The following is a 24,140-nucleotide window of genomic DNA, read 5'->3' on the forward strand; positions in this document are numbered from 1 at the left end:
GGGCGCGCCCGTGCCTCGTTCACGGGAAGGGCCAGCGAGCCGGCAGGTCACCCGATCAGCAGGTTGGCCATCTCCACGACCGGGCGGTAGCCCAGCGCCTCGTAGATCTTGTTGGACGTCGGGTTGGCCTGGTCGGTGAACAGGCACATCCGGTCCCCCGCCTCGAGCCCGGTCCGGGTCAGCTCGCCCACGACGTGGGACGCGAGCCCAGCGCCCCGGTGCTCGCGGGGCGTGAAGACCGGGCCGATGCGGGAGACGCCGTACGCCGGCACGCTGCGGCCGGTCAGGTGCACGACCTCGCCGGCCGGCGACTCCCACAGCCACTCGACGCCTTCGCGGATCCGGACGAGAGCGCTGTCCATCGTGTTGTGCTCGCCGCCGGTGGGGTCGGGCTCGCGTCCGGCCTGCACGTCGGCCTCGACGTGGAAGGCGGTGAACCACTCCAGCACGAGTGGCGCATCCGCCTCCGTGGCCCGTCGCAACCGTCCCGGCGGGGCCGGCGGCACTGTGACGTCCGTCGCCTCCCAGAGCCGGGTGTGCTGGTGCACCGTCACGTCGCCGCCGACCAGCCGGGCGGTCTCGGCCGCGATCAGCGAGACCGTGGGCAGCGCGCCGTTGACGCCGCCGAGCGACTCGCCGCGCTCGTGCAGCGCGACCGCCAGCGCGGCGGCCTCCTCGTCGGCCATCGGCAGCGCGAAGACGGGGTTCGGGTGGAACGGAGCGGTCCGCATCGCCGTACTGACAGGCTTTCCGGCCTCGTCGCGCACCACCAGCCACCAGCGGTCGAAGGGCGCGCCGACCTCCGCCCAGGAGTCGATCCCGGCCGCGAGCTCGCGTTTCGTGCGCTCGGTGACGCTGCCGATCACCGTGCCGAGCACGGGTTCGGCAGCCAGGAGGTCGCCTGCCGCGTCGAGGAAGGCGGCGGGGTCGGCGAAGAACTCCAGGTCCATGCCGTCACGCTAGTCACCGGATATCACGGGGGTAACTCGTTTTCTCGCCTCCGAGCCACGCTCATAGACTGCGCCCCATGACTGCCACCAGCCCTGAGCCCGAGTCCACGACGTCCGCCCGCCGCGACGTCGTCGTACCCGACAAGGCCGTGCTCGAAGGGCTGGAGGCCACGTGGTCGGAGCGCTGGAAGAACGACGAGACCTACAAGTTCGACCGGTCCGCCGTCCGCGCCGACGTCTACTCCATCGACACGCCGCCGCCGACCGTGAGCGGCAGCCTGCACGTGGGCCACGTCTTCTCCTACACGCACACCGACCTGATCGCGCGCTACCAGCGGATGACCGGCAAGAGCGTCTTCTACCCGATGGGCTGGGACGACAACGGCCTGCCCACCGAGCGCCGGGTGCAGAACTACTTCGGTGTCCGGTGCGACCCGACCCTGCCCTACGACGCCGACTTCACGCCTCCGGAGAAGCCGGACCCCAAGAAGCAGATCCCGATCAGCCGCCCCAACTTCATCGAGCTGTGCGAGCGGCTCGTCGAGGAGGACGAAAAGGTCTTCGAGTCGCTGTGGCGCACGCTCGGCCTCAGCGTGGACTGGTCGGAGAACTACACGACCATCGGACCCAAGGCCCAGCGCGTCAGCCAGACCGCCTTCCTGCGCAACTACGCCCGCGGCGAGGCCTACCTCCAGGAGGCGCCGACCCTGTGGGACGTCACCTTCCAGACCGCCGTCGCGCAGGCCGAGCTCGAGGCGCGTGACTACCCCGGCGCCTACCACCGCGTCGCCTTCCACAAGCCCGACGGCGAGGCCGTCCACATCGAGACGACCCGCCCCGAGCTCATCCCCAGCGTCGTCGCGCTGATCGCGCACCCCGACGACGAGCGCTACCAGGCGCTGTTCGGCACCACCGTCACCAGCCCGGTCTTCGGCGTCGAGATCCCGGTCCTCGCCCACCCCGCCGCCGAGCCCGACAAGGGCGCCGGCATCGCGATGTGCTGCACCTTCGGTGACCTCACCGACGTGATGTGGTGGCGCGAGCTCAACCTGCCCGTCCGCACCCTGATCGGGCGCGACGGCCGGATGCTGCGCGAGACGCCGGAGTGGCTCTCGGGCGAGGCGGCCGCAGCGGCGTACGAAGAGCTCAAGGGCAAGACGACCTTCAGCGCCCGCGAGGCCGTGGTGGCCGCGCTGCGCAGCTCCGGCGACCTCGACGGCGAGCCCAAGGCGACCCAGCGGATGGCGAACTTCTACGAGAAGGGCGACAAGCCGCTCGAGATCGTCGCGACCCGCCAGTGGTACATCCGCAACGGCGGCCGCGAGGCCGAGGTCCGCACCGAGATGCTCGAGCGCGCCGACGAGATCACCTGGCTGCCGGGCCACATGAAGCACCGCTACGACAACTGGGTCAGCGGCCTCAACGGCGACTGGCTGATCTCGCGTCAGCGGTTCTTCGGCATCCCGTTCCCGGTCTGGTACCCGCTCGACGAGGCCGGCGACCCCGACTACGAGCACCCGCTGCTCCCCCGTGAGGACGCGCTGCCGATCGACCCGTCGACGCAGGCGCCCGAAGGCTTCGATGAGTCCCAGCGCGGCAAGCCCGGCGGCTTCATGGGCGACCCCGACGTGATGGACACCTGGGCGACGTCGTCGCTCACCCCGCAGATCGCCGGTGGCTGGCTCAGCGACGAGGACCTCTTCGAGCGCGTCTTCCCCTACGACCTGTGCACCCACGCCCACGACATCATCCGCACGTGGCTGTTCAGCCGCATCGTCCGTGCCCACTTCGAGCAGCACGCCTCGCCGTGGACGCACGCGATGATCTCCGGGTTCATCGTCGACCCCGACCGCAAGAAGATGTCGAAGTCCAAGGGCAACGTCGTCGTCCCGACCGAGATCCTCGACAAGTACGGCGCCGACGCGGTCCGCTGGCGCGCCGCCCTCGGTCGCCCCGGGGCCGACTCGCCCTTCGACGAGTCGCAGATGAAGATCGGTCGCCGCCTGGCGATGAAGGTCCTCAACGCCTCGAAGTTCGTGCTCGGCAACGTCGGCGCGTCCTCGCTCGACCACTTCGCCGTCAGTGCCCCCATCGACTGCGCGCTGCTCGGCCGGCTCGAGGTGGTCACCCGCAAGGCGACCGAAGCCTTCGAGGCCTACGACTACACGACCGCCCTCGAGGTCACCGAGAAGTTCTTCTGGGAGTTCTGCGACGACTACCTCGAGCTGGTCAAGGAGCGCGCCTACGACGAGGACGGCGGCTCGGCCACGGAGTCGGCCCGAGCAGCGCTGGCCATCGCGTTGCACGTCCAGCTGCGCCTGCTGGCACCGTTCCTGCCCTACGTCACCGAAGAGGTGTGGTCGTGGTGGCAGGAGGGCTCGATCCACCACGCGGCCTGGCCCGTCCCGGCCGACCTGGGCGCGGCTGCTGCCGCCGACCCGGGAGCGGTGTCCGCGGTGGCGGCGGCCCTGATCGGGGTCCGGGGCGCGAAGTCCAAGGCCAAGGTCTCGATGAAGGCCGAGCTGTCCCGCGTCGAGATCACCGGGCCCGCCGACCTGCTCGCAGGCATCGAGGCCGCAGCAGACGACCTGCGCCGCGCCGGGAAGATCACCGGCGACCTGGTCTTCACCGCCGACGAGAAGGCCCAGGAGATCTCGGTCGCGGCTGAGCTGGCCGAGGTCCCGGCGGTCGACCCGACCTGAGACCGGGCGGACGCTCCTGGCGCAGGACCGTCCGACGTACCGAGAGGTTCTGCTGCCCACCGCACGATCCGGCAAGCAGGATCTCTCGGTACGGCGACGCCACGCCTGTGCGCGGCACGGCGAGACGCCGCCCGGGCTGGCGCTGCGGGATCAGCCGACGCGCGGGTCCCTGCCGACGGGCTGCTCGTCCTGATGGACGGGAGCCTGGTCGGTCGACGGCTCACCAGGCAGCGACTGCTGCTGGGGCGTCGTAACCGGGGAAGGAGTCGGGGTCGCGGCGGGGCTGGCGGCCGGGCTCGTGGTCGTGGTCGACGGGGCCGCGGACTGCTGGTGGTCGGCCTTGTCCGCCGCCTTCTCCGCCGCCTTCTCCGCGACGTCGGCCGACCGCTCCGCCTGCCTGGCTGCCTTGTCGGCGTCCTGCTGAGCCGCCCTGGCGTGGGCGGTGGATTCCTGGATCGCGGCCTGGTCGGCCTTCTCCTGGGCCTTCAGCGCCTCTTGCGCGGCCTTCTCCGCCTCGCGGGCGGCCTTGCGGGCCGCCATGGCGTCCGACTGCTCGCCGTGCTCACGCTCGGCCTGCTCGGGGGTGGGCGGGGGCGTGGGGAGCGGCGTCTGGAGCGTCATGGGGGTCGGCGGCTCCGTGGCGGTGACAGCGGGGACTGGCGGCACCGATGCCAGCGACCCCGTCTGCACGACCACCGGGGCAGGTGTCGGCGTCGGAGCGCTGGTGGGCGTGGGGGCGGCCGCGACGGACGGGTCGGCGCTGAGACCGGGCAGGCCGGTGGCCACCGCCGTGGGCGCCACGGCAGCGGCCCGGTCGCGCACGGTGACGGTCTGCTCGTTATGAGCGGCCGTCATCGGCTGGTGGGGCCCGAAGAGGCCGATGAGGGCCTCGCTGCGGATGCCGTGGCCCAGCATCACGGCGCACAGGATCGACACCGCAATGAAGGCGACAAGCGGCCGCTTGTGCTCTGTGCTCACCCGAGATCCCCTTCCTGGGCCATGACGAAGACCCCCATTCTCGCCTGCCCCCGGACCCACATCGTCCGATCGGGGCACAAATGACTAGAAAGGACTACGTCCGACCTGACCCGTTGGGGCCAGATCGGACGTAGGGAGGAACTGGGTCAGGCGGACTTCTTCTTCGACTCCGATTCGCGGGGAACCAGCGTCGGCGCCACGTCGTCGAGGACGACCTCACGGGTCACGATCACCTTCGCGATGTCGTCGCGCGACGGCACCTCGTACATCACGTGGAGCAGGACCTCTTCGATGATCGCGCGCAGGCCGCGGGCACCGGTGCCCCGCTCGAGGGCCTTGTCGGCGATCGAGGCGATGGCACCCTCGGTGAACTCCAGCTCGACGCCGTCGAGGTCGAAGAGCTTCTGGTACTGCTTGACCAGCGCGTTGCGCGGCTCGGTGAGGATCTGGACCAGGGCCTCGTTGTCGAGCTTGGTGACGCTCGCGATGAGCGGCAACCGGCCGATGAACTCGGGGATCAGGCCGAACTTGGTGAGGTCCTCGGGTCGCACCAGCGCCATCAGGTCGTCGGCGTCGCGCTCGGCCTCGCCACGCACGTCGGCGGTGAAACCGAGGGTCTTCTTGCCCACGCGCTGCTCGACGATGTTCTCGAGTCCCGCGAAGGCACCGCCCACGATGAACAGGATGTTGGTGGTGTCGATCTGGATGAACTCCTGGTGCGGGTGCTTGCGACCACCCTGCGGCGGCACCGAGGCGGTCGTGCCCTCGAGCATCTTCAGCAGTGCCTGCTGCACGCCCTCACCGGAGACGTCGCGCGTGATCGAGGGGTTCTCCGCCTTGCGGGCCACCTTGTCGATCTCGTCGATGTAGATGATGCCGGTCTCGGCCTTCTTCACGTCGTAGTCGGCGGCCTGGATCAGCTTGAGGAGGATGTTCTCGACGTCCTCGCCGACATAGCCCGCCTCGGTCAGCGCGGTGGCGTCGGCGATGGCGAACGGCACGTTGAGCATGCGCGCCAGCGTCTGGGCGAGATAGGTCTTGCCGCAACCGGTCGGGCCGATGACCAGGATGTTGGACTTCGCGACCTCGACCACGTCGTCCTTGGCGTGCTTGCCGGGGACCGGCAACACGCCCGCCTGGACGCGCTTGTAGTGGTTGTACACCGCCACGGCGAGCGCCTTCTTGGCGTGTTCCTGGCCGATGACGTAGGAGTTGAGGAACTCGAAGATCTCCCGAGGCTTGGGCAGCTCGTCGAGACTGACCTCGCCGCCGTCGGCGAGCTCCTCCTCGATGATCTCGTTGCAGAGCTCGATGCACTCGTCGCAGATGTAGACATTGGGTCCTGCGATGAGCTTCTTGACCTGCTTCTGGCTCTTCCCGCAGAAGTTGCACTTCAGCAGGTCGCCGCCGTCACCGATTCGAGCCACGGGTTGATCCTCCGGTCCTGCCGGGTCGGGACCCCGGCCTTGCAAACTCCCTGACGGTACCTCGTGCCGGCCCCTTCTGGGGGCCGGACACGAGGCTTGAAGACACTGTCGTACGTCCTGTGGTGAGCCCTAGCCGAGGGCCGGCGCGGCCTTGCGCGACTCGAGCACTGCGTCGATGAGGCCGTATTCGACGGCCGCCTCGGCGGTGAGGATCTTGTCGCGCTCGATGTCGCGGCTGACCTGCTCGATGTCCTTGCCACTGTGGTCAGAGATCATCTTCTCGAGCAGCTCACGCATGCGCAGGATCTCGTTGGCCTGGATCTCGATGTCGGAGGTCTGGCCGAACGTGCCCTCGGTGTAGGGCTGGTGGATCAGGATGCGGCTGTTCGGCAGCGCCAGGCGCTTGCCGGGCGTGCCGGCGGCGAGCAGGATCGCAGCCGCCGAGGCCGCCTGGCCCAGGCACACGGTCTGCACGTCGGGCTTGATGAAGCGCATCGTGTCGTAGATCGCGGTCAGCGCGGTGAACGAGCCACCGGGGCTGTTGATGTAGATGCTGATGTCCTGGTCGGGGTTCATCGACTCCAGGGACAACAGCTGGGCCATCACCGCGTTGGCGACGTCGTCGCTGATCGGGGTGCCGAGGAAGATGATGCGCTCCTCGAAGAGCTTGGTGTAGGGGTCGATGCGACGGACGCCGTAGGAAGTGCGCTCTTCCCACTGCGGGATGTAGTAGTTCATGCGGATCAGCCCTTGTCGTTGGAGTTGCGGCGTGCCGGACGGCCTTCATCGGCGGCCTCGCGCGCGTTGGTGACGACCTTGTCGACCAGGCCGTATTCCACCGCCTGCTCTGCGGTGAACCAACGGTCGCGGTCCGCGTCGGCGACGACCTGGTCGACCGACTGGCCGGTGTGCTCGGCAATGAGGTCCAGCAGCACCTTCTTGATGTGCAGCGACTGCTGGGCCTGGATCTTGATGTCGGAGGCGGAGCCACCCATGCCCGACGAGGGCTGGTGCATCATGATCCGGGCGTGCGGCAGGGCGTAGCGCTTGCCCTTGGTGCCGGCGCAGAGCAGGAACTGACCCATCGAGGCAGCCAGGCCCATGCCGACCGTGGCCACGTCGTTGGGGATGTAGTTCATCGTGTCGTAGATCGCCATGCCGGCGTCGACGGAGCCACCGGGGCTGTTGATGTGCAGGAAGATGTCGGCTTCGGGATCCTCGGCCGAGAGCAGCAGCAGCTGGGCGCAGATCGCGTTGGCGTTCTGGTCGCGGACCTCGGAGCCGAGGAACACGATCCGCTCGCGGAGCAACCGCTGGTAGATGTGGTCGTCGAGACCGTAGGTCCCGTTGCCGCCATTCATCTCGGGCGAGAGTGCTGGGCTGGAGTTCTGGTTCACGCGAGCGACATTAGCCCGAAGCACCGACAGTTCCACGCGATATGCACCGCTGTTCGCCCACAGCGCACAGCCGGCCCGGACGCCCGGCCGGTCAGTCCAGCCACCGTGTCAGCGCTGTGGCGACCCGATCGTCGTTGAGGAGGTCGAAGTGGTGCCCGCGCAGGTGCAGGACCTCGCTGTCCGGGAACAGGTCGCGACCGCGGCGGTCGCGCCCGTAGGCGGACGGCTGGCGCACCAGCATGTCGCCGAAGAACGCACTGGTCGGGTGTCGAGGTGAGGCCGCCAGCGTCGCGGACACGAGTCGGTAGTGCGCGTGCGGCAGCGGCGCGAAGTCCTCGTCGAGGCCCTCGATCAGGTCGTCGACACCGACCGAGCGCTGGTCGAGGATCCGCCCGAAGCCGGCGACCTCCGGCAGTCGGGCCAGCGCCCCGCTCCCCTGCTTGACACCGCGAGCGAGCGGGGCGCCGAGGTGTGGCGTGCCGAGCGTGACGACGTTGGTGACGCGCTCGCGCCAGGTCCAGTCGCCCTGCACCGCGGTCGCCGCCCGGATGACCAGCCCGCCCATGGAGTGCCCGATCAGCGCCAGCTCCGTGACACCGGCCGGCCAGCTCTCGACCAGCTGCTCCAGCACCGCCGCGAGGGTGGCGCCGTTGGTGCGGACGGACAGGCCGGTGTTGGCGCGCAGCATGACCGGGGTCCATCCGAGCCCGGCCAGCTCCTCGCCGTACGTCGTGCCGCGACGCTCTCGACCCCGCTCCCAGAAGCCCTCGTGCTCGCACAGGCCGTGCAGGAAGACGGCCACGCGCCCCGTCGCCGTGGGGTACGCCGCCGCGAGCCCGGCGGAGGTCAGCGGCACGTCGCGCCCGCCCACCCGCGGCGCCATGGCGATCGCGAGCAGCGGCCGCTCGCGCTCGAGGCGGTCACCGATCAACCCGTTGGCCACCGAGCGCACGAACCGGCCTCGCGGTCCGGTCTCCATCGCGGGACCGGCACCGGTCCTGGCGGCAGCGCCGAGGCCGGCGCTGACGCCCTTGAGCGAGAGCCCGACGCCGGCATAGACCGAGGCCGCGACGACCCGGTGGCCGAGGCCCGGGAGTGCGCTGGGCAGCCCCAGGGGCCGGTCGAGCAGGCCGTGCACCCGACCCACCCAGGCGAGGTGCGTGTCGCGGACCGTGTCCACGACGACCTCGTCGGCGACGTGCGCGAGCAGCGCGAGCGCGTCGAGCAGGGATGGCTCGGTACGGATGGTCATGCCGACACCCTATCGTTTTGAGTGAACAGGCGTGCACTCAAAACGATGTGAGATCGGCGACGGCGCACAGACAAATGCCAGCGGCCCGCCCGAGACCAGGTCTCGAGCGGGCCGTGGATGTCAGCGGATCACGCCTCGGCGGGAGCCTCGTCCGACTCGACCTCTGCGTCGGCCTCGACCGGCTCACCGATCGTGCCGTCGGGGAGCAGGTTGGCGAGCTCGACGACGTTGCCCGAGGCATCCTTCACCACGGCCGACTCGACCAGGGTCGCCAGCGCCTTGCCGCGCAGGATCTCCTGGACCATGTCCGGGATGTGGTTGTGCTCGAACATGTGGTTGGCGAACTCCTGCGGGTCCTGTCCGGACTGCTGGGCGCGACGCACGAGGTGGCTCGACAGGTCCTGCTGGTCGACGCCGATCTCTTCCTTCTTCGCGATCGCGTCGAGGATGAACTGCGCGGCGACGGCGTCGCGGACGCGGCGGTCGAGGTCGGCCTCGAACTCCTCGACGGTCTGGCCCTCGTCCTCGAGGTACTTCTCCATGGTCAGGCCGGCGTACACGAGCTGCTGCTCGACGTTCTCGCGACGGGCGTTGAGCTCGTCGGTGACCATCGTCTCCGGCAGCGGGACGACGACCTTCTCGAGCAGGGCCTCGAGCACGGCGTCGCGTGCGGCGGCGGCCTGCTCCAGGCGCTTGCCGCGACCCAGGCGCTCCTTCACGTCGGCGGTGAGCTCCTCGACGGTGTCGAACTCCGAGGCCAGCTGGGCGAACTCATCGTCCAGCTCGGGCAGCTCCTGCTCCTGGACAGCGGTGACCTTGACGGTGACGTCGACGGACTCGCCGATCAGGTCGCCGCCCACGAGCTCGGAGGCGAAGGTCTTCTCGTCGCCGGCCGACATGCCGGCGAGCGCCTCGTCGAGGCCCTCGAGCATCCCGCCGCGACCGACCTTGTAGGACATGCCGCTGACCTCGCCGCCCTCGACGGTCTCGCCGTCCTTGGCAGCCGTCAGGTCGATGGTGACGAAGTCGCCGTCGGCGGCCGCGCGCTCGACGTCGGCGAGGGTGCCGAAGCGCTCACGCAGCGCCTGGACCTGCTCCTCGACCTCGGCGTCGGACAGCTCGATGTCGTCGACCTGGGCCTCGAGGGCGTCATAGGCCGGGAGCTCGAAGTCGGGCTTGACGTCGACCTCGGCGGTGAACTCCAGCGCCTCGTTGTCCTCGAACTTGGTGACCTCGATCTCGGGCTGCGCGAGCGGCTCGAGCGCGTTGGCCTGCATGGCCTCGGCGTACTTCTGGGGAACGACCTCGTTGATCGCCTCGTCGAGGACGACACCGCGACCGACCTGGCGGTCGATGACGGCCGGCGGGACCTTGCCGCGGCGGAAGCCGGGGACGTTGATCTGCTGAGCGATCTTCTTGTACGCCTTGTCGAGGCTCGGCTTGAGCTCCTCGAAGGGCACCTCGATGGTCAGCTTGGCCCGGGTGGGGCTCAAGTTCTCGACGGCGCTCTTCACAGGTGGTCTCCTTCATTGTCTGGCTGCCCTGAGGGCTGATCTGGCGGCCTGGAACTGCTGGTCAGTTGCCGGCCGATGGTGCACGGTGCAGTCGGGGCGACAGGACTCGAACCTGCGGTCTCCTGCTCCCAAAGCAGGCGCGCTAGCCACTACGCTACGCCCCGCCAAGTGGGCCGAAATCGCCCGGTCGTGAGCGGTTCTGACTCCCTTGGAGCGGATGACGGGAATCGAACCCGCGTAATCAGTTTGGAAGACTGGAGCTCTACCATTGAGCTACATCCGCAGCGCGCATCTCGACGTCGGCCTGCAGGCAGGCAGATGCACAATTTGCGCGATCTCATCGTGCCACATGGCCCCTGTCCACCCACAACCGCCGCCGCTGGGCGAACAGCGGGCCGGGCCGGGGCGTCCGCCTCAGCGGCGGTGGACCAGCAGCAGGGCGCGGTCGTCGTTGCGCGAGCCGATCGACTCGATGATCCGCTTCGCACCGCCCTCGAACTCGCCGCGGAGGAGCTGCTCGGCGCGGCCCAGCATCTTGTCGACGCCGAGCATGATGTCGCGGTGCGGCGTCTCGACCATGCCGTCGGTGTAGAGCAGCATCGCGTCCCCGCGGCGCATCGTGCCCACGACGGGTTCGTACGTCGACCCGTCGATCAGTCCCAGCACGGGACCCTCCGCCTCGAGCACCGACCAGCGCCCGGTGCCGGCCACGCGCAGCGCTGCCGGCGGGTGGCCGGCCGAGCGGATGGCATAGGCCCCGCTGGCGAGGTCGAGCGAGAGGTGGACCGCCGAGGCGAACCCCTCCTCCCAGTCCTGGCGCATCAAGAAGTCGTTGGCCGCCTCCAGGAACTCCTCGGGCGGGAGCGCGCCGAGCAGGCCACCGAGCGCGCCAGAGAGGAGCAGGGCCCGGGTCCCGGCCCCCTCCCCCTTGCCCGAGACGTCGACGACGGCGACGTCGAGCCGGTCGCCCTGGCGGGCGGTGACGACGAAGTCGCCGGCGAACGGGGTGCCTCCGGCGGAGCGCAGCTCACTGGCGGCGTACCAGCCCGCGGGCAGCTCGGGGATGCCGCCCTGGCGCAGGATGCGGTCGCGCAGGTCGACCAGCATCGACTCGCCGCGGAGCCCCGCCACGCCGAGGCGGGACCGGCGGAAGCTCGAGAGCAGGATGATGAAGCCGAGGCCGAAGAGGATCACGACGGTGACCGCGATGCGCGGCGTGATGTCGGGCTGCTGGGGCACCAGCACGGCCAGGGTCAGCAGCGTCACGACCACGAACCACGGCAGCTGGCGCGGGCCCAGCACGAGGTTGGCCAGCACCAGCGGCACCACCATCGCCGTCAGGGGCACGAAGTCGGCCACCCGCCAGATGAGCAGCCCGACGGTGGCCGTCAGTGCCAGCAGCAGTGCGAGCATGCGGAACTCGCGCGGCAGGAAGCCCAGAAGCGCGGACTCGAATCGCTGGCCGAGTGAGGGCGCCAGCGTCACTCGACCCTCCCGGTATGCCGTCATGTCCTCGGTCCTCGCGCAGGTGCTGTCGACGACTGTACGGCGCGGGAGCGGAACCGTGGCTGACATCGGGCACACCAGAAGCTGTTCCTTCCGGCGAGCACCTCGGTCCGGACGGGCGTGCCACAGACCAGGCAGGGCTGTCCGGTGCGTCGGTAGACGTAGACCTCGCCACCGTGGTCGTCCTTGCGGGCCTCTCGGCCCATCGCCTCGGGCGTGTGCTCGGGGCGCACCGTGTCGATCCGGTTGTGCACGACACCTTCGCGCATCAGCTCGACCAGGTCGGTCCAGATCGCCTGCCACTGGCCCGCGCGCAGCGTCTTGCCGGGCCGCAGCGGGTGGATCCGGTTGCGGAAGAGCACCTCGGCCCGATAGACGTTGCCCACGCCGGCCAGCACGGCCTGGTCCATCAGCAGGTCACCGATGGCACGGTGGCTGGCCTTGATCCGGCGCCACGCGCGGTCGGGGTCGGCGTCGGCGCGCAGCGGGTCGGGGCCGAGCTTGTCGCGGATCTCGTCACCGCGGGCCGGGCCGATCAGCTCGCACTGGGTGGCGCCCCGCAGGTCGGCGTACGCCGTCGCGTCCTCGCGCACGATCCGCAGCCGCACCTGACCGACCGGGAGTGGGACCTCCTCGACGCCGGTGTGCACGTCGAAGCCACCGATCAGCCCGAGGTGGACGTGGATCAGGTGGTCGTGCTCGAACTCGACGAACAGGTGCTTGCCCACCGAGTGCGCACCGAGCAGCCGCGTGCCGTCGACGATCGCGGCATCGGCTGCGAACCTGCCCTGCGGACTGCCGACGTGGACCAGGCTGCCGCCGAACGCGGCGTCGAGGTCGTCGGCGAGCCGTCGAAGGGTGTGCCCCTCAGGCACCCGCGCTGCCCCGGAGGGCCGACTCGGGCAGTGGCGGCAGCTCGCCGCTCTGGTCGTACGTCGACAGCTGGCCGATGCGCCGCACGTGCCGCTCGTCGGCGCTGAACGGGGTCGAGAGGAAGACCTCGACGAAGCGGGTCATGTCCTCGACCGAGTGCATCCGGCCGCCGACGGACACGACGTTGGCGTCGTTGTGCTCGCGCGCGAGCACGGCCGTCTCCTCGGACCAGACGAGCGCACAGCGGATGCCCTCGACCTTGTTGGCGGCCATCTGCTCGCCGTTGCCGGAACCACCGATGACGACGCCGAAGCTGTCCAGGCCCTCGGCCCGGTCGGCGGCGACGCCCTCGCCCGCCCGCAGGCAGAAGACGGGGTAGTCGTCGACCGCGTCATAGACGAAGGGCCCGTGGTCGACCGGCTCGAAGCCGTTGTCGACCAACCAGGTCATCAGGTGGTCCTTGAGTTCGAGGCCGGCGTGGTCGGAGCCGAGGTGTACGCGCATGGCGCCATTGTCTCAGGCCCCGGCGCGGCCTCACGCCAGGTGCTGGGCGATGAACGCGGCGCCCTGGCGCAGCAGCGGCTCGGACGCCGCGAACTGCGGGTGCCGCCAGAAGCCGTGGTTCTGGCCGAGGCAGCGCACCGCCACCGTCTCGACGCCCGTCTCCGCGATCCGGCGCGCGAGCTCCTCGCCCTCGTCGCGGAGGGGGTCGAACTCCGCGGTCGCGACGAACGTCGGCGGGAGCGTGTGCAGGTTGGTGGCGTTCAACGGCGCCAGGTCGGGGTGCGACCACTCGCTGCGGTCGGCGTACTGCTCCCAGAACCAGGCGGCGTCCGCGCGGTCGAAGCCGATCCCCTCGAGGTCGTAGGACGCGAAGCTCGCCGTCGGGTCGAGGAAGGGATAGATCAGGACGAGCGCCCGGAACCGTCCCGGGTTGCGCAGCACCCCCACGAGCGCGAGGTTGGCGCCGGCCGAGTCGCCGTGCATCGCCCACGGTCCCGGCAGGCCCGCTTGCTCCAGCCACGTGAGGACCGTGTCGATGTCGTCGGTCGCGGCGGGGAACTTGTGCTCCGGCGGCTTGCGGTAGCCGATGCTCAGGACCCGCCTGCGGGCACGGTTGGCCAGACGCCGGCACACGCCGTCGTGCACGTCGATGTCGTTGAGGACGAACCCGCCGCCGTGCAGGTGCACGATCACCCCGTCCTCGGGGTCGGCGGGCGTGAACAGCCGGCACGGCACCCCGTCGGCGTCCACGTCCTTCGCCTCGGCGACCTCCTCGCGCGGCTGTGCGAGGTTGAAGAGCCGGACCTTCTCCCGGTGGGCCGCCAGGTCGAACCCCTCGGCGCTCAGGTCGGGTGACGTGTCGGCCGCGACAGCGGCCCGGATCTCGGGGTACATGGCTCCATCCTGCCGGGCCGGAGGATGGCGGTATCCGCCAGCCACCCAGTGGCTGCCGGACACCGCTGTCATGTTTGCGTCCTGCTGGTCAGCGCGCCATGAGGGCGTCGAGCCCCACGGCGACGGCAGCCGCGACGCGGAAGTCGACGCGGCGATCCGGCACGCTGACGTTGTAGCGGTCGCCGATCGACATCTTCCGCTCGACAGAGAACAGCACCTGCCCCTGGTTGTCGACGAAGTCGAAGTGGATCGGCAGGAAGGACAGGTCGGTGAAGCGGCGGAGCAGGGCGACGAGCTGGTTGCGCTCCTGGCCGGTGCCAGCGAACCCCGGCCCCTCGATGTGGAAGGTCGAGCGCAGCAGCGAGGCGCCGAAGTCCTTGCGGAAGAAGCCGATCTGCTGGCCGGACTCGTCGGTGATGTCGTAGCCCGCGTTGAGGTCGAGCTTGCGACGAGCCTTGAACGCAAACACTGCACGGCTCCTGCTCGCATCGGAGAAGAAGGTCACCTGCTCCTTGAACGCCATCCGCTTCTGCTCGGCCAACGCCATCAGTCGCACCGGGTTGAAGGCCTGGTCGGACTCCGAGATCTCGTAGCGGTTGACCATCATCGTCAGCTTCTGCTTCACGACGAAGCTGGGGACATGCATGTGGGCGGCAGGTTGGTCGGTCACACGGCGAGCCTAGTCAGCAGTGGTCCACCCCGAGGTGGCGTGTGATGCTCAGGCAGACAGCTGCTTCTCGAACCACCAGCCGGCATCGGGGTTGCCGTTGTAGTCCTCGATCTCGACGTAGCCGCTGGCGCGGTAGAGCCCCACAGCCGGCGCCATGTCGCGCCCGGTGTCGAGCCGCGCGATGCGCGCGCCGAGGTCGACACCGGCGCCCTCGAGCGCGGTCAGCAGGCGCCGGGCCAGGCCCGCTCCGCGCGCCGACGGGTCGACGTACATCCTCTTGATCTCGCAGACCTCGGGCGACAGCAGGCGCACGCCACCGCAGGCAACGGCGTCCTCACCGCGCCAGCCGACCAGCCACGCACCGAGGGGCGGTGCGAGCTGCGAAGGCGTGACGCCACCGGCCCAGCCGTGGTTGAGGGTGACGCCGAGCGAGACGAGCTCGGCTTCGTACGCCGCCAGCAGCACCACCGACTCGGGCGAGTCGGCAGCCGCGGACCGCAGCGTGATCTCAGGCAAGCCGGGCGAGCTCTTCCTCGATGATCGACGGGTCGAGCTTGGTGAAGATCGGCGTCGGCTTCTCGACCGTGGCGCCCACCGTGACCGGCCGGGACTCCCAGGCGGGCGTCGCCGAGTAGTCGCCGGTGATGACGGGGTAGGACGTGAGGCCGGCACCGTTGTCGGGCTCGAGCTCGTCGACCTGCTCGATGCGCGGCATCGGGACGAACTCGCCCTCGCCACCGAGGGCGAGGTGCACCTTGTTGGCGGCATGGGGCAGGAACGGCGCCAGCAAGGTGTTGCAGTCGCTGACGCACTGGGCCGTGACGTGCAGGACGGTGGAGAGGCGCTCGCGCTGCGACTCGTCCTTCATCTTGAAGGGCTCGGTCGCGGTGATGTACTTGTTCACCTCGCCGACGACGCGCATGGCCTCGGCCGTGGCGGCGCGCAGCCGGTGGCGTCCGAGCAGGCCACCCACCGTGTCGAAGCCGGTGCGCACCGCGGCGAGCACCTCCTCGTCGATCGCCTCGAGGGTGTACGCCGCCGGGATCTCGCCGAAGCTCTTGGCGATCATCGTCGCGGTGCGGTTGACGAGGTTGCCCCAGCCCGCGACCAGCTCGGAGTTGTTCCGGGTCACGAACTCGGCCCAGGTGAAGGCGGCGTCGGAGGTCTCCGGACCGGCGGCGCAGATGAAGTAGCGCAGCGGGTCGGGGCCGTAGCGGGCCAGGAAGTCGCCGACGTACAGCACGTGTCCGCGCGACGTGGAGAACTGCTGGTCGCCCATCGTGAGGTATTCCGAGGACACGACCTCGGTGGGCAGGTTGAGCGTGCCGTACTGACCCGCTTCCCCGCCGCGCGAGCCCTCGCCGTTGTAGGCCAGCAGCTCGGCCGGCCAGATCTGGGAGTGGAAGACGATGTTGTCCTTGCCCATGAAGTAGTAGGACAGGGCCTCCGGGTCGTTCCACCACGCACGCCACGCCTCGTGGTCGCCCGAGCGCCGGGCCCACTCGATGGAGGCGGAGAGGTAGCCGATGACTGCGTCGAACCACACGTAGAGACGCTTGGTCGGCTGGTCCTCCCAGCCGGGCACCGGGATGCCCCAGTCGATGTCGCGCGTCATCGCGCGCGGCCTGATCTCCTTGAGGATGTTCTGGCTGAACTTGATGACGTTGGGACGCCAGTGCCCCTCGTCCTCACGCGCGTCCAGCCACACCTTGAGGGCGTCGGCGAGCGCGGGCAGGTCGAGCAGGAAGTGCTGCGTGTCGACGAAGCTCGGCGTCTCCCCGTTGATCTTCGAGCGGGGGTCGATCAGCTCGGTCGCGTCCAGCTGGTTGCCGCAGTTGTCGCACTGGTCGCCTCGCGCGTCGCCGTACCCACAGATCGGGCAGGTGCCCTCGATGTAGCGGTCGGGAAGGGTGCGCCCGGTGGACGGGCTGATGGCGGCCTGCATCGTCTGCTCAACCATGTAGCCGTTGGCCAGCACGGTGCGGAACATCTCCTGCACGACGCCGTAGTGGTTGCCGGTCGTGGTGCGCGTGAAGAGGTCGTAGGACAGGCCGAGGTCGGCGAGGTCGGTGACGATGACCGCGTTGTTCTTGTCGGCGAGGTCCTTGGCACTGACGCCCTCCTTGTCGGCCGTGACGAGGATCGGGGTGCCGTGCTCGTCGGTGCCCGAGACCATCAGCACGTCGTGACCGGCCATCCGCATGTACCGACTGAAGACGTCGGAGGGCACACCGAAACCGGCCACGTGGCCGATGTGGCGCGGGCCGTTGGCATACGGCCAGGCAACTGCGGAGAGGACATGGGTCATGGGGGGAATCCTAGTGAGCGCCCACCACGTCCCTGCACCGCACCGATCAGGTGAAGTCGAGGTCTCCGGTGCGCGTGCGCTTGAGCTCGAAGAAGTAGGGGAACTTCGCGACCGCGACGGTGCCGTCCCACAGGTCGAGGGCGTCCTGGCCCCGCGGGATCTTGCTCAGCACGGGACCGAAGAAGGCGGCGCCCTCGATGTGGATCGTCGGCGTGCCGACGTCGTCGCCGACGGCGTCCATGCCCGCGTGGTGCGACTTCGCGACAGCGGCGTCCAGCGACTCGTCGTCGATCGCGTCGACGAGGTCGGCGTCCATGCCGGCCTCGGCCAGCGCGGCGACGACCATCTCGCGGTCGAGCGCGGCTCCCTGGTTGTGGATGCGGTTGCCCATGGCGGTGTAGAGGTCGAGCAGGCGCTCGTTGCCGTGGCGCTCCTCGGCCGCGATGCAGACCCGCACCGGGCCCCACGCGGGCTCGAGCATCGTGCGGTAGTCCTCGGGGATGTCGCGGTCCTTGTTGAGGTAGGCGAGCGACATCACGTGCCAGGTCACGTCGACGTCACGCTGCTTCTCCACCTCGAGGATCCACCGGGACGTGATCCAGGCGAAGGGGCACAACGGGTCGAACCAGAAGTCGGCTTGGGTCATGTTCCACCCAACCACGCAGGCGCGAATTGATTCCCTCACCCGTGGTGGCAGGATGCGCGACATGCCTGGAACCAACCTCACCCGGGACGAAGCCGCCACCCGCGCTGCGCTCCTGGACGTCACGTCGTACACCATCGACCTCGACCTCACCACTGGCGAACAGACCTTCGCCTCGACCACCACCATCGCCTTCACGAGCCGGGAGATCGGTGCCGAGACCTTCGCCGACCTCGACGGCGCGACGGTCCGCGAGATCAGCCTCAACGGTCGCAGCCTCGACGTCGCCGTGGCGTACGCCGACAGCCGGATCACGCTCGACGACCTGCAGGCCGACAACACGCTCGTCGTGACGGCCGACTGCCCCTACTCCAACACCGGCGAGGGACTGCACCGCTTCGTCGACCCCGCCGACGACCGCGTCTACCTCTACAGCCAGTTCGAGGTGCCCGACGCGCGCCGTGTCTTCACCACCTTCGAGCAGCCCGACCTCAAGTCCGTCTTCACCTTCAACGTCACCGCCCCCAGCCACTGGAAGGTCGTCTCGACCGCGCCGACCCCCGAGCCGACGGACCTCGGCGACGGCAAGGCCGTGTGGAACTTCCCTGTCACCGAGCGGATGTCGACCTACATCACCGCCGTCGTCGCCGGTGAGTACCACGAGGTCCTCGACACCTACGAGGGCAAGTTCGGCACCATCCCGCTGGGCCACTACTGCCGCCAGTCGCTGGTGGAGCACATGGACACCGACGTGCTCGTCGAGCTCACCAAGCAGAGCTTCGAGTTCTTCGAGGAGAAGTTCGACTACCCCTACCCGTTCCACAAGTACGACCAGCTCTACGTCCCCGAGTACAACATGGGCGCGATGGAGAACGCCGGCTGCGTGACCCTGCGCGACGAGTACCTCCCCCGCTCTCGCCAGCCGCGCTCGTTCTTCGAGTTCCGCGCCTCCGTGATCACCCACGAGATGGCGCACATGTGGTTCGGCGACCTCGTCACCATGAAGTGGTGGGACGACCTCTGGCTCAACGAGTCCTTCGCCGAGTGGGCCTGCTACTGGTGCGAGGCCGAGGCGACCGAGTACACCGATGCGTGGACCGGCTTCGCCAACGCTCGCAAGCAGACCGGCTACCGCGCCGACCAGCTGCCCTCCACACACCCGATCGCGGCCGACAACGTCGACCTGCACGCGGTCGAGGTCAACTTCGACATGATCACCTACGCCAAGGGCGCCTCGGTGCTCAAGCAGCTCGTGGCGTGGGTCGGCCTGGACGCCTTCGTCGAGGGCATCCGGCAGTACTTCAAGGACCACGCCTTCGGCAACACCGAGTTCTCCGACCTGCTCGCCGCGCTCGAGAAGTCGTCGGGCCGCGAGCTCGACAGCTGGGCCACCGAGTGGCTCCAGACCGCCGGCGTCAACACCCTCGCGCCCGTCTTCGAGCTCGACGCCGACGGCAGCTACTCGTCGTTCTCCATCGCGCAGAGCGCCCATGAGGACTGGCCGACGCTGCGTCGCCACCGCCTCGGGATCGGTCTGTACGACGACGTCGACGGCCGCCTCGTGCGGCGCGACTACCTCGAGGTCGACGTGGAGGGCGCCACCACGTCGGTGGCGGAGCTCGTCGGGAAGGCGCAGCCGGCCCTGCTCCTGCTCAACGACGAGGACCACGCCTACGCCAAGATCCGCCTCGACGAGCGCTCGCTCGCCACGGTGATCGACGGCCTGGCCAGGGTCGAGGACTCGCTGGCCCGCGCCCTCGTCTGGGGTGCCGCCTGGGACATGACCCGTGACGCGGAGATGGCCGCGACCGACTGGGTCCGTCTCGTGCTCGCCAACATCGGCTCCGAGACCGACGCCTGGGGGGTCACCCGCATCCCCGCGATGGCCGCCACCGCCGTCAACCGCTACACCGACCCGGCCAGGCGCGAGGCGCTCAAGGCCGAGTGGGAGCAGGGCATGCGGCAGCTGATGCTCGATGCCGAGCCCGGCAGCGACCAGCAGCTCACCTTCGCCCGCACATACTTCGGCGCGGCCCGCAGCGACGCGGCCCTCGACGAGCTCGTGGCGATCCTCGACGGCTCCTTCGTCGTCGAGGGCCTCGCCGTCGACCAGGACATCCGCTGGGGCCTGATCACCGCCCTGTCGCGTGCGGGCCGGTTCGACGACGCGGAGATCGACGCCGAGCTGTCCCGCGACAAGACGATCGAGGGCAAGGAGAAGGCGGCCGCAGCCCGCGTCGCCCAGCCCACGGCCGAGGCCAAGGCCGCTGGCTGGGACGCGATCCTCGACCCGGCCACCGCCAACGAGACGTCCCGGGAGATGGTGTTCTCGATCTTCCGCGCCGACCAGGACGAGCTCGTGGCGCCGTACGTCGAGAAGTTCCTGACCGCCGCGGACACCGTCATCGACACGCTCGGGTTCCACAAGGCGTCGGTCGTCCTCGAGTACGGCTTCCCGCTGGCCGTCGGCTCTCCCGAGGTCGTGGCCCGTCTCGACGAGTGGCTGGCCGACAACAGCGCCCCGAAGGGTGCGGTCCGCTTCGTGGGCGAGGCCCGCGCGGACATCGTCCGGGCCCTCGCGGCGCAGGAGCGCGACGCGCAGTAGCCAGAGTCCCCGCGTGGGGAACGAAGAACGGGCCCAGCTGAAGCTGGCGCCCGTTCTTCGTTCCCCACGCGGGGACTCGGCTTGCGTCAGGAGCCGACGTGCAGGGTGTTCTGCGGGCGAGCGTGCTCGGCGAGCATCGCGATGCCGCGCTTGAGGCCGCCGACGAAGTCGTTCGCGGCGAAGTCGGTCTGGATGGCGAGGACCGAGAGCTCGACCTCGCGGTCGGTGAGGTGGCGACGCACCTCGGGGCCGGTCACGACCTCGATCACCCGGGCGGTGGGGTCCACCATCACCAGGATGCTCCGGTTGGGAGCGACGAGCGAGGCGTGCAGGCGTCGCGCGTAGACGCGCGAGTCACCCTCGGCGCCGCCGATGAAGACGGAGAACTCGAAGCGGCACGACTGCTCAGCGGCGCGGATGGCCTTGTCGAGGTCGGCGCGCTCACGCGAGCTCAGGTCACCAGCTGCCACGAGCTCCACCAGTCTCGCTCGCCTCGGTGTCACCGGCTGCGAGCTCCTTGGCGCCCGGACGCGGGCCGCCGAGCCACTGGCTCTCGACGCCACCGCTGGTGGGCGAGAGGTCCTCACCGCGCACGAGCGCGGGGACGTAGACCGCCAGGGCGATCAGGAGGAACAGCAGCAGCGGGACGCCACCGAGCAACAGCAGCGCCTGCAGGACGTCGACGTCGTCGGGGTTGCTCCAGCCCTCGGCCACGTCCGCATGGGCCGGGGCGACGAGCAGTGCAAGCCCCAGCGCGACGAGCGGGAGGCTGGCGCGGGCGGCGAACCGGGCAGTGGCGGAGGGCGCGAACGTGATCACGGGAGACACGATATCGGCTTCCGTTCCACAGCCCACGTCGCGGCCGTCGTCGACTCGCTCACACCTTCAGCGGGAGCGCGGCCGGGCGCCTTGGGTTCGGGGCAGAAGTCGCCATACTGGCGGGCATGCTCTCGCTCTCCGACCCCTGTGCCGAAGACGAAGCCATCTGCGACTGGGTCTACACCGAGACCGGGAACCAGGGGCTCGCCACGATCTCCGACTGGTTCGTCGGCGTGCCGCTCGCCCTCCTGGGGCTGGCCCTGCTGGGGCTGGCCGTCCGCTGGGTGCTGCACCGACTGATCGACCGTCTCGTGAAGCGTGCCGAGTCAGGCATGCTCACCGGGCACGTCGGCCGGCTCTCGTTCGGGCAGCGCATGAACGCCGCCCTCGCTCGTGCCGAGGCTGCCGGCGCCAGCCGCCGCGTGCAGCGCGCGCAGACGATCGGCAGCCTGCTCAAGAGCATCGTGACCGGCGTGGTGATCGCCGTCATCGTCACCATGATGCTCAGCGAGCTCGGCGCCAACATCGGCCCGGTGATCGCCAGCGCCGGCATCATCGGAGTCGCCCTCGGCTTCGGCGCCCAGAGCCTGGTCAAGGACTTCCTGTCCGGCATCTTCATGATCTTCGAGGACCAGTACGGCGTCGGTGACGTCGTCGACCTCGGCGAGGCGAGCGGCACCGTCGAGGCGGTCAGCCTGCGCGTCACCAGGCTCCGCGACGTCAACGGCACGGTCTGGTACGTCCGCAACGGCGAGATCATCCGCGTCGGCAACATGAGCCAGAACTGGGCACGCACCGTCCTCGACATCGCTGTCGGGTACGCCGAGGACCTGGCCCACGTCCGGCGGGTGCTGCAGGAGGTGGCGCACGAGCTCTGGGAGGACGAGGACTTCAAGGGACTCGTCATCGAGGAGCCCGAGGTCTGGGGCGTCGAGCAGCTGGGGATCGACGGGGTGACCGTCCGGGTCACGTTGAAGACCGCTCCGATGGAGCAGTGGGCCGTCGCGCGGGCGATGCGCGAGCGGATCAAGGCCCGCTTCGACCACGAGGGCATCGAGATGCCGTTCCCGCAGCGGGTCGTCTGGCACCGGGAGCGTCCCGAGGCAGCGGCGGCGGGCGACGTACCGCCCGGAAATGGCGACTGACCCGCCCCCAGGTGCAGGGCGGGTCAGCGGAAACCGGATCAGGCGAGTGCTGCGTCCAGCGTGATCGGGACGGAGAGCGCCTGCGAGACGGGGCAGCCCGCCTTGGCCTCCTCCGCGAGCGCGACGAACTTGTCGTTGTCGATGCCCTCGACGACGCCACGCACGGTCAGCGTGATGCCGGTGATGCCGGTGCCGGGGGTGAAGTCGACGGCCGCGGTGGTGTCGAGCGACGTCGCCGGGGTCTCGTTCTTGGCGAGGCCGTTGGAGAATGCCATCGAGAAGCACGAGGAGTGCGCGGCGGCGATCAGCTCCTCGGGGCTGGTCTTGCCGTTGGGCTCCTCGGCGCGCGCGGGCCAGGACACGTCGTAGGTGCCGAGGCCCGAGGACTCGAGGGTGACCTTGCCGGCGCCCTCGAAGAGGGTGCCTTCCCAGTGGGTGCTCGCAGTGCGGGTGGTGGGCATGAGTGCTCCTTGCTGGTCGGGACAGAGTCTGCGGCCCGAGTCTTCCACGCCCGCCCGATCGGTGCGTCTGCCCGCACGACACAATGGACGGGTGAGCACCTTCTACGACGAGATCGGCGGCGAGGCGACCATTCGCCAGATCGTGCACACGTTCTATGAGGGCGTCGCGCAGGACGAGCTGCTGCGACCGCTCTATCCCGAGGAGGACCTCGGACCTGCCGAGGAGCGCTTCGCCCTGTTCCTCATCCAGTACTGGGGCGGCCCCACGACCTACGGCGACCAGCGCGGCCACCCGCGCCTGCGCATGCGGCACGCGCCGTTCGCCGTGACGCCCGAGGCGGCGCAGCGCTGGCTGGTGCACTTCCGCGAGGGCCTCGACCGGGCCGACCTCACGCCCGAGCAGGACGAGCAGTTCTGGGGCTATGTCACCCACGCGGCGCAGTTCATGGTCAACACGCTCGCGTGATGCTCAGGCGCTGACGACCGCCAGCATCGCTTCGCGGTAGGCCGTCGGCGGCTCGATCGAGCGCTGTGTCGCGGAGTCGAAGCAGACCAGCACGACGCGGGCCCTCGACAGCAAGGTCTCGCCGTCGCGGATCTCGGACTCGATCGTGAACGACTTGGAACCCACGTGCGTGATGCGCGAGTGGACGTCGTAGGGCTCGAGCCGGAACAGGATCGGCACCTTGTAGTCGACGTCGGTCTGGGCCACCACGACATGGAAGTCGCCGGCGCCGGGAAGGTCGCGCCCGAGGCGCTCCATCAGCGGGATCCGCGCCTCCTGGAAGTACTCGAAGTACTTCACGTTGTTGACGTGGCCGTAGACGTCCACGTCGGAGAAGCGCACGTGCAGCGGGTAGTGACCGGGCGCCCAGGGCGTCACCGGCTCGATCTTCGGCGACGCCGGCAGCGGCTCCTCGAGGAAGACGGCCAAGGTCTCCTTCTCCTCCGCGCTCAGCCGCCGCGGACGCTCGGTCGCGAAGACGTACGGCGTGAGGACGGTGCTGGCACGGAGGTGGACCACGCGACCCTCGGGCGTCTCGTCGAAGATCTCGTAGGCCATGGTGAAGCTGGCGGCGCGGATCTCGGTGACCCAGCACTCGATGCTGATGGGACGGAACCGGAAGACGAGAGGCGCGCGGTAGGTCACCTCGTGCCGGACCACGACCACGCCCTCGACCAGCCCGTCGCCCGTCCGCCCGCTCAGCGCCGGGCCGTGGCTGCGCATCATGTCGACGCGCGCTTCCTGGAGGTAGTCCACGTAGACGACGTTGTTGACGTGACCCAGCAGGTCGAGGTCGGCCCAACGCATCGGGCACTGATAGAGGTGACGCACGCGTCGATGCTCTCAGAGCGCCGCCACGCGGGTGATCAGTGGGCGCCGAGCAGGCTGCCGTAGTAGGTGGGGATCGGCGCGCGAGCTTCGTTGGGCGACAGCATGGGGCTGTTGGTGGGCTCGTTGGTCGAGGACCGTCCGGCTACCTGAGACTGG

Annotated in this window: 23 protein-coding genes and 2 tRNA genes; 4 read left to right on the forward strand and 21 right to left on the reverse strand. The window is 69.6% G+C overall.

Annotated features, from left to right (window positions below):
- Window positions 1-47: 47 nt before the first annotated feature.
- Complete coding sequence (locus tag C9J87_RS05845) at window positions 48-950, reverse strand: GNAT family N-acetyltransferase (protein WP_107704946.1); 903 nt, start codon at window positions 948-950, stop codon at window positions 48-50.
- Window positions 951-1,027: 77 nt separating this feature from the next.
- On the opposite strand from C9J87_RS05845, the gene valS reads away from it, so the two are divergent.
- Window positions 1,028-3,652, forward strand: a complete 2,625-nt coding sequence (gene valS / locus C9J87_RS05850; RefSeq protein ID WP_107704947.1) for a valine--tRNA ligase — start codon at window positions 1,028-1,030, stop codon at window positions 3,650-3,652.
- 150 nt (window positions 3,653-3,802) lie between these two features.
- Here the strand turns inward: valS and C9J87_RS05855 are convergent, their stop codons facing one another.
- From C9J87_RS05855 to C9J87_RS05930, 16 genes are all read right to left on the reverse strand, one after another.
- A complete protein-coding gene (locus C9J87_RS05855; protein WP_107704948.1) occupies window positions 3,803-4,630 on the reverse strand; it encodes a hypothetical protein in 828 nt (275 codons plus the stop codon).
- Between the two features lie 146 nt (window positions 4,631-4,776).
- Window positions 4,777-6,057, reverse strand: a complete 1,281-nt coding sequence (gene clpX, locus C9J87_RS05860; RefSeq protein ID WP_107704949.1) for an ATP-dependent Clp protease ATP-binding subunit ClpX — start codon at window positions 6,055-6,057, stop codon at window positions 4,777-4,779.
- Window positions 6,058-6,186: 129 nt separating this feature from the next.
- On the reverse strand, window positions 6,187-6,795 hold the full coding sequence (locus C9J87_RS05865) for an ATP-dependent Clp protease proteolytic subunit (protein WP_010832081.1): 609 nt from the start codon (window positions 6,793-6,795) through the stop codon (window positions 6,187-6,189).
- 5 nt (window positions 6,796-6,800) lie between these two features.
- Entirely contained in the window at window positions 6,801-7,418 is a 618-nt protein-coding gene (locus C9J87_RS05870) for an ATP-dependent Clp protease proteolytic subunit (RefSeq protein WP_036492258.1), read from the reverse strand.
- Window positions 7,419-7,545: 127 nt separating this feature from the next.
- Window positions 7,546-8,706, reverse strand: coding sequence for a PGAP1-like alpha/beta domain-containing protein (locus C9J87_RS05875; protein ID WP_107704950.1), 1,161 nt, complete (start codon window positions 8,704-8,706; stop codon window positions 7,546-7,548).
- 128 nt (window positions 8,707-8,834) lie between these two features.
- Entirely contained in the window at window positions 8,835-10,220 is a 1,386-nt protein-coding gene (tig, locus tag C9J87_RS05880; protein WP_107704951.1) for a trigger factor, read from the reverse strand.
- Window positions 10,221-10,311: 91 nt separating this feature from the next.
- A tRNA-Pro gene (locus tag C9J87_RS05885) sits at window positions 10,312-10,384 on the reverse strand.
- A gap of 45 nt (window positions 10,385-10,429) precedes the next feature.
- Window positions 10,430-10,503, reverse strand: a tRNA-Gly gene (locus tag C9J87_RS05890).
- Window positions 10,504-10,634: 131 nt separating this feature from the next.
- Window positions 10,635-11,729: a PP2C family protein-serine/threonine phosphatase gene (locus C9J87_RS05895; protein ID WP_107704952.1), complete on the reverse strand. Its 1,095-nt coding sequence runs from the start codon at window positions 11,727-11,729 to the stop codon at window positions 10,635-10,637.
- Window positions 11,726-12,601 carry an Fpg/Nei family DNA glycosylase gene (locus C9J87_RS05900; RefSeq protein WP_107704953.1) on the reverse strand — a complete coding sequence of 292 codons (876 nt, stop codon included), beginning with the start codon at window positions 12,599-12,601 and terminating at the stop codon, window positions 11,726-11,728. The genes C9J87_RS05895 and C9J87_RS05900 overlap by 4 nt, the downstream gene beginning before the upstream one ends.
- Window positions 12,594-13,103, reverse strand: a complete 510-nt coding sequence (locus tag C9J87_RS05905; RefSeq protein ID WP_107704954.1) for a ribose-5-phosphate isomerase — start codon at window positions 13,101-13,103, stop codon at window positions 12,594-12,596. The genes C9J87_RS05900 and C9J87_RS05905 overlap by 8 nt, the downstream gene beginning before the upstream one ends.
- Window positions 13,104-13,133: 30 nt before the next feature.
- On the reverse strand, window positions 13,134-13,997 hold the full coding sequence (locus C9J87_RS05910) for an alpha/beta hydrolase (RefSeq protein WP_010832075.1): 864 nt from the start codon (window positions 13,995-13,997) through the stop codon (window positions 13,134-13,136).
- 88 nt (window positions 13,998-14,085) lie between these two features.
- Window positions 14,086-14,667 (reverse strand): LURP-one-related/scramblase family protein, encoded by a 582-nt coding sequence (locus C9J87_RS05915; RefSeq protein WP_232819839.1) that lies wholly within the window; start codon window positions 14,665-14,667, stop codon window positions 14,086-14,088.
- 48 nt (window positions 14,668-14,715) lie between these two features.
- Window positions 14,716-15,183 carry a GNAT family N-acetyltransferase gene (locus C9J87_RS05920; protein WP_107704955.1) on the reverse strand — a complete coding sequence of 156 codons (468 nt, stop codon included), beginning with the start codon at window positions 15,181-15,183 and terminating at the stop codon, window positions 14,716-14,718.
- The gene (gene metG, locus C9J87_RS05925) at window positions 15,176-16,975 is read right to left on the reverse strand and encodes a methionine--tRNA ligase (protein ID WP_107704956.1); all 1,800 of its coding nucleotides are present in this window, start codon (window positions 16,973-16,975) and stop codon (window positions 15,176-15,178) included. The genes C9J87_RS05920 and metG overlap by 8 nt, the downstream gene beginning before the upstream one ends.
- 46 nt (window positions 16,976-17,021) lie before the next feature.
- Window positions 17,022-17,621, reverse strand: coding sequence for a mycothiol-dependent nitroreductase Rv2466c family protein (locus C9J87_RS05930; RefSeq protein ID WP_107704957.1), 600 nt, complete (start codon window positions 17,619-17,621; stop codon window positions 17,022-17,024).
- Window positions 17,622-17,682: 61 nt separating this feature from the next.
- Between C9J87_RS05930 and pepN the strand changes: the two genes are divergently transcribed.
- Window positions 17,683-20,223 (forward strand): aminopeptidase N, encoded by a 2,541-nt coding sequence (gene pepN, locus C9J87_RS05935; RefSeq protein WP_107704958.1) that lies wholly within the window; start codon window positions 17,683-17,685, stop codon window positions 20,221-20,223.
- 86 nt (window positions 20,224-20,309) lie between these two features.
- Here pepN and C9J87_RS05940 read toward each other — a convergent pair whose 3' ends face one another.
- Window positions 20,310-20,702 carry a DUF5130 family protein gene (locus C9J87_RS05940; protein WP_010832070.1) on the reverse strand — a complete coding sequence of 131 codons (393 nt, stop codon included), beginning with the start codon at window positions 20,700-20,702 and terminating at the stop codon, window positions 20,310-20,312.
- Window positions 20,680-21,042, reverse strand: a complete 363-nt coding sequence (locus tag C9J87_RS19610; RefSeq protein ID WP_010832069.1) for a hypothetical protein — start codon at window positions 21,040-21,042, stop codon at window positions 20,680-20,682. Before C9J87_RS19610 ends, C9J87_RS05940 begins: the two co-directional genes overlap by 23 nt.
- A gap of 125 nt (window positions 21,043-21,167) precedes the next feature.
- Here C9J87_RS19610 and C9J87_RS05945 point away from each other — a divergent pair, with 125 nt between their 5' ends.
- Entirely contained in the window at window positions 21,168-22,187 is a 1,020-nt protein-coding gene (locus tag C9J87_RS05945; RefSeq protein ID WP_010832068.1) for a mechanosensitive ion channel family protein, read from the forward strand.
- Between the two features lie 38 nt (window positions 22,188-22,225).
- On the opposite strand, the gene C9J87_RS05950 is transcribed toward C9J87_RS05945, so the two are convergent.
- A complete protein-coding gene (locus C9J87_RS05950; protein WP_010832067.1) occupies window positions 22,226-22,648 on the reverse strand; it encodes an OsmC family protein in 423 nt (140 codons plus the stop codon).
- 91 nt (window positions 22,649-22,739) lie between these two features.
- Here C9J87_RS05950 and C9J87_RS05955 point away from each other — a divergent pair, with 91 nt between their 5' ends.
- Window positions 22,740-23,114, forward strand: coding sequence for a globin (locus C9J87_RS05955; RefSeq protein ID WP_010832066.1), 375 nt, complete (start codon window positions 22,740-22,742; stop codon window positions 23,112-23,114).
- Between the two features lie 3 nt (window positions 23,115-23,117).
- Here C9J87_RS05955 and C9J87_RS05960 read toward each other — a convergent pair whose 3' ends face one another.
- On the reverse strand, window positions 23,118-23,984 hold the full coding sequence (locus C9J87_RS05960) for an acyl-CoA thioesterase (RefSeq protein WP_036490281.1): 867 nt from the start codon (window positions 23,982-23,984) through the stop codon (window positions 23,118-23,120).
- Window positions 23,985-24,140: the final 156 nt, after the last annotated feature.

Origin of the sequence: Nocardioides allogilvus (assembly GCF_003047285.1) — a bacterium.
Taxonomy (GTDB): Bacteria; Actinomycetota; Actinomycetes; order Propionibacteriales; family Nocardioidaceae; genus Nocardioides; species Nocardioides allogilvus.